This window comes from Pantoea sp. Ap-967, from assembly GCF_011752565.1.
GTDB lineage: Bacteria > Pseudomonadota > Gammaproteobacteria > Pseudomonadales > Pseudomonadaceae > Aquipseudomonas.
Genome location: NZ_VWXK01000014.1, coordinates 70,144 through 78,290 on the forward strand (window position 1 = coordinate 70,144; position 8,147 = coordinate 78,290).

The 8,147-nt window shown below is 67.4% G+C and carries 10 protein-coding genes; all 10 read left to right on the forward strand.

All coding sequences use genetic code 11. The features are described from left to right. Positions 1 to 272: 272 nt before the first annotated feature. From F3J45_RS16350 to F3J45_RS16395, 10 genes are read left to right on the forward strand one after another with little or no spacing between them, the layout of a single operon-like run. The gene (locus F3J45_RS16350; RefSeq protein WP_167064593.1) at positions 273 to 989 is read left to right on the forward strand and encodes a beta-ketoacyl synthase chain length factor; all 717 of its coding nucleotides are present in this window, start codon (positions 273 to 275) and stop codon (positions 987 to 989) included. After that, positions 965 to 1,783, forward strand: a complete 819-nt coding sequence (locus F3J45_RS16355) for a 1-acyl-sn-glycerol-3-phosphate acyltransferase (RefSeq protein WP_167064596.1) — start codon at positions 965 to 967, stop codon at positions 1,781 to 1,783. The genes F3J45_RS16350 and F3J45_RS16355 overlap by 25 nt, the downstream gene beginning before the upstream one ends. Then, positions 1,752 to 2,024, forward strand: a complete 273-nt coding sequence (locus F3J45_RS16360) for a phosphopantetheine-binding protein (RefSeq protein ID WP_028632001.1) — start codon at positions 1,752 to 1,754, stop codon at positions 2,022 to 2,024. The genes F3J45_RS16355 and F3J45_RS16360 overlap by 32 nt, the downstream gene beginning before the upstream one ends. 9 nt (positions 2,025 to 2,033) lie before the next feature. After that, complete coding sequence (locus F3J45_RS16365; RefSeq protein ID WP_167064599.1) at positions 2,034 to 2,288, forward strand: acyl carrier protein; 255 nt, start codon at positions 2,034 to 2,036, stop codon at positions 2,286 to 2,288. After that, positions 2,285 to 2,830 carry a hypothetical protein gene (locus F3J45_RS16370; RefSeq protein WP_167064603.1) on the forward strand — a complete coding sequence of 182 codons (546 nt, stop codon included), beginning with the start codon at positions 2,285 to 2,287 and terminating at the stop codon, positions 2,828 to 2,830. Before F3J45_RS16365 ends, F3J45_RS16370 begins: the two co-directional genes overlap by 4 nt. After that, entirely contained in the window at positions 2,827 to 4,506 is a 1,680-nt protein-coding gene (locus F3J45_RS16375) for an AMP-binding protein (protein ID WP_167064606.1), read from the forward strand. Before F3J45_RS16370 ends, F3J45_RS16375 begins: the two co-directional genes overlap by 4 nt. Continuing rightward, positions 4,499 to 5,233, forward strand: a complete 735-nt coding sequence (locus F3J45_RS16380; RefSeq protein ID WP_167064610.1) for a glycosyltransferase family 2 protein — start codon at positions 4,499 to 4,501, stop codon at positions 5,231 to 5,233. The genes F3J45_RS16375 and F3J45_RS16380 overlap by 8 nt, the downstream gene beginning before the upstream one ends. Continuing rightward, positions 5,230 to 6,168 carry a glycosyl transferase gene (locus F3J45_RS16385; protein WP_167064613.1) on the forward strand — a complete coding sequence of 313 codons (939 nt, stop codon included), beginning with the start codon at positions 5,230 to 5,232 and terminating at the stop codon, positions 6,166 to 6,168. Before F3J45_RS16380 ends, F3J45_RS16385 begins: the two co-directional genes overlap by 4 nt. Continuing rightward, positions 6,149 to 7,693: a histidine ammonia-lyase gene (gene hutH, locus F3J45_RS16390; protein WP_167064616.1), complete on the forward strand. Its 1,545-nt coding sequence runs from the start codon at positions 6,149 to 6,151 to the stop codon at positions 7,691 to 7,693. Before F3J45_RS16385 ends, hutH begins: the two co-directional genes overlap by 20 nt. Beyond that, positions 7,686 to 8,111, forward strand: coding sequence for a thioesterase family protein (locus F3J45_RS16395; RefSeq protein ID WP_167064619.1), 426 nt, complete (start codon positions 7,686 to 7,688; stop codon positions 8,109 to 8,111). Before hutH ends, F3J45_RS16395 begins: the two co-directional genes overlap by 8 nt. Positions 8,112 to 8,147 lie beyond the last annotated feature (36 nt).

The window sequence follows — 8,147 nt, forward strand, 5'->3', positions numbered from 1 at the left end:
CGGCGGCAGCATTGGCCAGCATTCTTCACTCAAGATCGCGCCGGCCTGACCGACAACCTTGCCCTGACCGGTTGTCGGAAAATGCGTACATCGTCTTAAGAGAATGCCATGTCGCCGTGAAGGTAATGTCTGATTGAAACAGTATGCATTGATACATGGGCGCGGCACCGGGATAATGCGCGCCACTCGATGAATGCGCCAACCCTGTCAGCGTTACGCCGAGTCATTCCCTCGGCATGGAAGTCCCTCAGGGCGGGAAGTAAGAAAGCACCGTGATTACCTTCGATATCAGCCAATGGCGCGCCTGGGCCCCTGGCCGCTCGGCGCCTGCCGACTGGCAGTCTTGGGCAAATGGCCAGCACCTTGCGAGCAGCGACGCCACCGCGCCTGACGTAAGCTTTCTGCCCGCCATGCAACGCCGTCGCCTCAGCCACCTGGCGCGCATGGCCTTTGCCGTGGGCTGGCCATTGAGCGAAGGCCACGCGCAACTGCCACTGGTGTTCGTCTCGCGCCACGGTGAAACGCCCCGCACCTTCTCGATCCTGAGCGAACTGGCCGCACGCCAGCCACTGTCGCCCACCCAGTTCAGCCTGTCGGTGCACAACGCGGTGATCGGCCTGTGGTCGATCCTGCGCGGCGCCACCTGCGAAATGACCGCCCTGGCCGCGACCGGCGACGGTTTCGAGCATGGCGTGCTGGAAGCGGCGGCGCTGCTGGCCGAAGGCGCACCCGCCGTACTGCTGATCATCACCGAGGAGCTGCCCCCCGAGGCCTACAGCCCGTGGATCGATGACGTGCCCTTTGCCTATGCCCTCGGCCTGCTGCTGACCCCGGGCAAGCAATGGCAACTGGCGCCCGGAGCAGCGCCTGCCAACCCCACACTGGAATTGCCCCACGGCCTCAGCTGGCTCAAAGCCATGCTGACCGGCTGCACTTCCTTCACTCACACAGGGAAGCGTCGGACATGGAACTGGCAACGGCAGCCGTGAGCAGGCCACGCGATGCCTACTACTGGCGTTTGCTGGCCACCGCCGCGAGCTTCTTTCTGTTCGGCCTGGGCGGGCTGTGCCTGCGGTTGCTGGTGTTCCCGCTGCTGGCCTGCCTGCCCGGTGGCGCCGAGCGCCATCGCCAGCGCGCACGGCGCACCATCAGCTGGCTGTTCTGGCGTTTCGTGCGCTTCATGCGCGCCGCCGGCGTGCTCACCTACCAGATCGATGGCGCCGAGCAACTGGGCCGGCCCGGGCAGATGATCATCGCCAACCACCCGTCGTTGATCGACGTGGTGTTTCTCATCGGCCTGGTGCGCCAGGCCAATTGCGTGGTCAAGCAGAGCCTGTTCGACAACCCGTTCACCCGCGGCCCGGTCAGCGAAGCCCAGTACATCGGCAACGACGGTAGCCTGGACATGCTCGACACCGCCGTCGAGTCGCTGCGCCAGGGCCAGCCGCTGGTGATCTTCCCCGAAGGCACGCGCACCGCGCCAGGCCAGGCGCCGGCCTTTCATCGTGGCGCCGCCGCGATTGCCCTGCGCGGTGCGAAGATCATCACCCCGGTGACCATCCAGGTCAGCCCCACCACCCTGACCAAGAACGAACCCTGGTACCGCATTCCCAGCCGCCGCGTGCACTTCACCCTCAAGGTCGGCGCCGACATCGACCCCCAGGCCTTTGCCGCCCTGGGCCCGGCGCCGAAGGCATCGCGCCTGCTCAACGACTACCTGCACAATTACTTTACCAAGGAGCTCGCCGCCGATGAGCGCGCCACAGCAAGACCTGAACCGTGACCTCAAACAGCTGATCATCGACGCCCTGGGCCTGGAGGACATCAGCGTCCAGGACATCGACGATGAACAGACCCTGTTCGGCGAAGGCCTTGGCCTGGACTCGGTGGACGCCCTGGAACTCGGCCTGGCCATCCAGAAACGCTACGGCATCAAGATCGATGCCGACGCCAAGGACACCCGCAACCATTTCAGCAATGTCGCCACCCTGGCGGCGTTCGTCACTGCCCGTCAGGCCGCCTGAGACCGCACCATGCAAACCCGTGAAGACATCTTCAACATCCTGCGCGACGCCCTGGTCGAACTGTTCGAACTGGACCCGGCCAGCATCACCCTGGAATCGAACCTGTACCAGGACCTGGAAATCGACAGCATCGACGCCGTCGACCTGATCGACCACATCAAGCGCCAGACCGGCAAGAAAATCGCCGCCGACGACTTCAAGTCGGTGCGTACCGTCAATGACGTGGTCGAGGCGGTGTTCCGCCTGGTATCCCCGGCGGCATGAAACGCCTGATCGGCCTCGGCCTGCTGCTGGCCGGCCTGTTGTATCCGTTCGCGGTGCATTTCGGCATGGCCCATTTCGCCCCCTGGCAATTCGGCCTGCTGTTGGGCGCCCTGTGGCTGGCCCGCGCCCTGAGCGCGCCGCGCCGCCCGGGCAGCCTGTGGATGGCCGTGGCCGCCCTGGCCTTCTGCGCCCTGCTGGGGCTGTCCGACAGCCCGCAACTGCTGCGCTGGTACCCGGTGCTGATAAGCGCCTTCATGCTGGCCCTGTTCGGCGCCAGCCTGCTGCATGGCATGCCGATGGCCGAACGCCTGGCGCGCCTGCGCGACCCAGACCTGCCACCACGGGCGGTACGCTACACACGCCGGGTCACCCAGGTGTGGAGCCTGTTCTTCCTGCTCAACGGCCTGATCGCCGCGGCCCTGACGCTGTGGGCGCCGCTGAGCTGGTGGACCCTGTACAACGGCGTGATCGCCTATGCCGCGATGGGCCTGCTGTTCGCCATCGAATGGCTGATAAGACAACGTGTGCGAGGACGCTCATGAACTGGATCAACCTCGAACACCTGCTGCGCCCGCTGGATGCGCCGCGCCAGGTGACCCAGGCGCCGGCCCTGGGCCACGCCGAACTCTGCCAGCAGGCCCTGCAACTGGCCGGCGGCCTGCGCCAGCGCGGTATCACGCGCCTGGCCGTGCACCTGGACGATGCCGCACAACTGGCCGCCGCCCTGCTGGGCGCCTGGCGTGCCGGCGTTGAAGTGCTGCTGCCCGCCGACCTGCAGCCTGCCACCCGCGCGCGCTGGCAGGCGCAGGTCGACCTGTGGCTCAGCGACCAGCCAGGCGACGCCACGCTGGCAAGCCTGCTCGGCACCGCCCTGCCGGCCGCCGACCTCGACCTGGCGCACTGCCGCATCAGCCTGTGCACCTCAGGCTCCAGCGGCGAACCCAAGCGTATCGACAAGCAGCTCTGCCAGTTGGCCAACGAGGTCACTGCCCTGGAGCAGTTGTGGGGCAACACCCTGGGCAATGCCTGGATCATTGGCAGCGTCGCCACCCAGCACATCTACGGCCTGCTGTTCCGTGTGCTCTGGCCGCTGTGCGCCGGGCGCGGCTTCGAGCGTCGGCAGCTGCCGTTCCCCGAAGACCTGCAGCGCGCCAGCCGCGAACACCCGGCATTTGCCTGGGTTGCCAGCCCGGCGCTGCTCAAGCGCATGGGCGACAACCTCGACTGGCCGGCATTGGGCCCGGTGCGCAAGGTGTTTTCCTCAGGCGGCGAGTTGCCGGCCGAGGCCGCCGAACGCCTGCAACAGCGCCTGGGCCAGTGGCCCACGGAAATTCTCGGCAGTTCGGAAACCGGTGGCATCGCCTGGCGCCAAGGCGACGCCCTGTGGCAGCCGTTCGCCGGTGTGCAACTGAGCCAGGATGCGCAAGGCGCCCTGCGCATCGCCTCGCCTTACCTGCCGGATGGGCAGGTCGAGCAAAGCGCCGATGCCGTCGAGTTCAACCAAGCCGGGCACTTTCGCCTGCTTGGGCGCCTGGACCGCATCGTCAAGCTGGAAGAAAAACGCATCTCCCTGCCCATGCTGGAGCAGGCCCTGTGCAGCCACCCATGGGTTGCCGAGGCGCGCCTGGGCATGATCGAGGAAGGCCGTGCCTACCTTGGCGCCCTGCTGGTGCCGACTGCGGCAGGCCTGCACGCACTGCGTAACCAGGGCCGCCGGGCACTGGTGGCAACCCTGCGCGCCCACCTGGCCGGGCACTGCGAAGCACTGGCCCTGCCACGGCGCTGGCGGCTGCTGCGCCAGCTGCCGCTGAACAGCCAGGGCAAGCTGCCCCAGGCCACCTTGCAAGCCCTGCTGCTGGCCCAGCGCAGCCTGGCCCCGGAGGTGCTGGAGCAACGCCGCGAAGGTGGCGAACTGCACCTGCGCCTGGCGGTGCCGCTGGACCTGGCCTGCTTCCCCGGGCACTTCCCGCAAACCCCGGTGCTGCCGGGCGTGGTGCAAATCGACTGGGCCATCGCCCTGGCCGCTGAGCTGCTCGATGGCGAACGCAGCTTCGCCGGCATGGAAGTGCTGAAGTTTCAGCAATTGGTGCGCCCGGGCGATGAACTGGCGCTGACCCTGCGCCTGGACACTGAGCGCGGCAAACTGTATTTCGCCTTCACCTGCGCCGGGCTGCCCTGCTCCAGCGGCCGTATCCTGCTGGAGGCCGCCTGTGCATAAGCCCTGTGCGGTGATCCCGGTGTACAACCACGAGCAGGCGCTGCCGGCGGTGGTGGCCGACCTGCTGCGCGCCGGCCTGCCCTGCGTGCTGGTCGACGACGCCAGCCATGCGCCCTGCGCCCGCGTGCTGGGGCAACTGGCCGAACAGCCCAACGTCTACCTGGTGACCCTGGCAGCCAACCAGGGCAAGGGCGGCGCGGTCATGGCCGGCCTGCGCGAGGCTGCCCGGCTGGGCTTCAGCCACGCCTTGCAGGTGGATGCCGACGGCCAGCACGACCTGGCCGACGTCAGCCAGTTCCTGGCCCAGTCGCAGGCTTATCCACAGGCGCTGGTGTGCGGTTATCCACAGTATGACGCCAGCGTGCCCAAGGGCCGCCTCTACGCCCGCTACCTCACCCACGTGTGGGTATGGATCAACAGCCTGTCGCTGCAGATTCCCGATTCCATGTGCGGTTTCCGGGTGTATCCGCTGCCTGCCACCCTGGCGATGATCGACAGCGTGCAACTGGGCAAGCGCATGGACTTCGACCCGGAAATCCTCGTGCGCCTGGCCTGGCGCAACCAGCCGATGCGCTGGCTGCCCACCCGCGTGCACTACCCGCAAGATGGCCTGTCGCACTTTCGCCTGTTCCACGACAACGCGCTGATCTCGAAGATGCACGCCAAGCTGTTCTTCGGCATGCTGCTGCGCGCACCGCTGATTCTCTGGCGCCGGTGGCGGGCATGAAGGGCCAGCCGCAGCACTGGGCCGAGCACCAGGAACGGGGCAGCTTCTGGCTGATGAAGCTGACCGCGGGCCTGGTGCGCCTGCTCGGCCGCCGGGTGCTCAGCCCACTGATCCACATCATCGTCGCCTACTTCTTCCTGTTCGGCCGCCGCGCCCGGCGCAGTGCCTGGCAGTACCAGCAGCGCCTGCGCCTGTGGAACGCCGGGCAAACCCCCGCCGCCAGCCAGTGGCAGGTGTTTCGCCAGTTCATGGCGTTTGCCGAGGCACTGCTGGACAAGCTCGACGTGTGGAACGGCAAGCTGCGCATCGAAGACATCGAAATCCACGACCCCGCCAACCTGCGCCAGCAGTTGCGCGGCGCCCGTGGCCAGATGCTGGTCGGTGCGCACCTGGGCAACCTGGAGGTCTGCCGCGCCCTGGCCGAAATCGGCGAGCAGGTGACCATGAACGTGCTGGTGCACACCCGCCACGCCGAGCGCTTCAACCGCCTGCTGGGCGAGGCCGGGGCCACCAACCTGCGGCTGATTCAGGTCAGCGAGCTGGACCCGGCGGTGATGCTGCAGCTGTCCGAGCGCCTGGAGCGCGGCGAATGGCTGGCGATTGCCGGCGACCGCGTGCCGCTGCACGGCGCACGCACCGTCGAGGTGGATTTCCTCGGCCACCGCGCAGCCTTCCCGCAAGGCCCGTGGCTGCTGGCCGGCATGCTCGAATGCCCGCTCAACCTGCTGTTCTGCCTCAAGCACCAGGGCCGCTACCGCGTCACCCTCGAACCCTTTGCCGAACGCCTGCAATGGCGGCGCGGCCAGCGCGATCAGGTAATCGCCGAGTGGGCCACGCGCTACGCCGAACGCCTGGGCCATTACTGCACCCAGGCACCGTTGCAGTGGTTCAATTTCTACCCTTTCTGGAAGACCGATGACGATGCATCCGCATGAGCCTGTCACCTTCGGCGAATCGCCGCTGGCAATCGAAGATGTCCTGGCCCTGGCCGAACGCCGCGCCCCGGTGCAGCTGCAGGACGACGCGGCCTACCGCGAGCGCATCGCCCGCGGCGCACGCTTTCTCGACACCCTGCTCGACAAGGAAGGGGTGATCTACGGCGTCACCACCGGCTACGGCGACTCCTGCGTGGTGGCCGTGCCGCTGGAGCATGTAGAAGCGCTGCCGCAGCACCTCTACACCTTCCACGGCTGCGGCCTGGGCAAGCTGCTCGACGCCCCCGCCACCCGCGCCGTGCTGGCTGCGCGCCTGCGCTCGCTGAGCCATGGTGTATCCGGCGTGCGCCTGGAGCTGCTGGAGCGCCTGCGCGATTTCCTCGCCCACGACATCCTGCCGTTGATCCCCGAGGAAGGCTCGGTGGGCGCCAGTGGCGACCTGACGCCGCTGTCCTACGTCGCCGCCACCCTGTCCGGCGAGCGTGAGGTGATGTACCAGGGCGTGCGCCGCAGCAGCGCCGAGGTGCACCGCGAACTGGGCTGGCAGCCGCTGGTGCTGCGCCCCAAGGAAGCCCTGGCGCTGATGAACGGCACCGCGGTGATGACCGGCCTGGCTTGCCTGGCCTACGCCCGCGCCGACTACCTGCTGCAACTGGCCACGCGCATCACCGCGCTGAACGTGATTGGCCTGCAGGGCAACCCCGAGCACTTCGACGAACGCCTGTTCGCCGCCAAGCCGCACCCTGGCCAAACCCAGGTCGCGGCCTGGCTGCGCCAGGACCTGGCCATCGATGCGCCGCTGCCACCGCTGCACCGCCTGCAGGACCGCTACTCGCTGCGCTGCGCGCCGCATGTGCTGGGGGTACTGGCCGATAGCCTGGGCTGGCTGCGTGGTTTTATCGAAACCGAGCTCAACAGCGCCAACGACAACCCGATCATCGACGGCGATGCCGAGCGCGTGCTGCATGGCGGGCATTTCTACGGTGGGCATATCGCCTTTGCCATGGACAGCCTGAAAACCCTGGTGGCCAACGTTGCCGACCTTCTCGACCGCCAGCTGGCGCTGCTGGTGGACGTGCGCTACAACCACGGCCTGCCGAGCAACCTGTCCGGTGCCAGCGCCGACCGGGCGATGATCAACCATGGTTTCAAGGCCGTGCAGATCGGCGCCAGCGCCTGGACCGCCGAAGCCCTGAAGCAGACCATGCCGGCCAGCGTGTTCTCGCGCTCCACCGAATGCCATAACCAGGACAAGGTCAGCATGGGCACCATCGCCGCCCGCGATGCCCTGCGCGTGCTGGAGCTGACCGAGCAGGTGGCCGCCGCCTCCTTGCTGGCGGCCAACCAGGGCGTCTGGCTGCGCGGCCGCGAAGGCGATGTGCGGGCCCTGCCGCCAGCACTGGCGAGCATGCATGAAGCCCTGCTGCAGGATTTCGCCCCGGTGATCGAGGACCGCGCCCTGGAAAGCGACCTGCGCCTGTGCCTGCAGCGCATCGGCCAACGCCACTGGAGGCTGCATGCGTAACCCTGGGGTGTTCCATGTCGACAGCGAAATCGTCGTGCCCTTTTTCGACGTCGACAGCATGCACATCGTCTGGCACGGCCATTACGTGAAGTACCTGGAGGTGGCCCGCTGCGCCCTGCTCGACCGCCTGGCGCACAACTACCAGCAGATGCAGGCCAGCGGCTATGCGTGGCCGGTGATCGACCTGCAGCTGCGCTATATCCGTGGCGCCACCTTCGGCCAGCGCCTGACGGTGCGTGCCAGCCTGGTGGAATGGGAAAACCGCCTGAAGATCCACTACCTGATCAGCGATGCCGAAACCGGCGAGCGCATGACCCGCGCCAGCAGCGTGCAGGTGGCCGTGCACATTGCAAGCGGCGAGATGCAACTGGCCTCGCCACAGGTGATGCTCGATGCCGTGCAGCAGGTGTTGGCATGAACCTGTTCAAGCGTGTACGCGCTGTGCTTTTGTGGG

Bases quoted from the DNA above. Each gene is read 5' to 3' on its own strand.
- F3J45_RS16355 (WP_167064596.1), top strand. From the start codon at position 965: ATGGAACTGGCAACGGCAGCCGTGAGCAGGCCACGCGATGCCTACTAC.
- F3J45_RS16385 (WP_167064613.1), top strand. From the start codon at position 5,230: ATGAAGGGCCAGCCGCAGCACTGGGCCGAGCACCAGGAACGGGGCAGC.
- F3J45_RS16370 (WP_167064603.1), top strand. From the start codon at position 2,285: ATGAAACGCCTGATCGGCCTCGGCCTGCTGCTGGCCGGCCTGTTGTAT.
- F3J45_RS16360 (WP_028632001.1), top strand. From the start codon at position 1,752: ATGAGCGCGCCACAGCAAGACCTGAACCGTGACCTCAAACAGCTGATC.
- F3J45_RS16365 (WP_167064599.1), top strand. From the start codon at position 2,034: ATGCAAACCCGTGAAGACATCTTCAACATCCTGCGCGACGCCCTGGTC.
- F3J45_RS16395 (WP_167064619.1), top strand. From the start codon at position 7,686: ATGCGTAACCCTGGGGTGTTCCATGTCGACAGCGAAATCGTCGTGCCC.
- F3J45_RS16375 (WP_167064606.1), top strand. From the start codon at position 2,827: ATGAACTGGATCAACCTCGAACACCTGCTGCGCCCGCTGGATGCGCCG.
- hutH (WP_167064616.1), top strand. From the start codon at position 6,149: ATGACGATGCATCCGCATGAGCCTGTCACCTTCGGCGAATCGCCGCTG.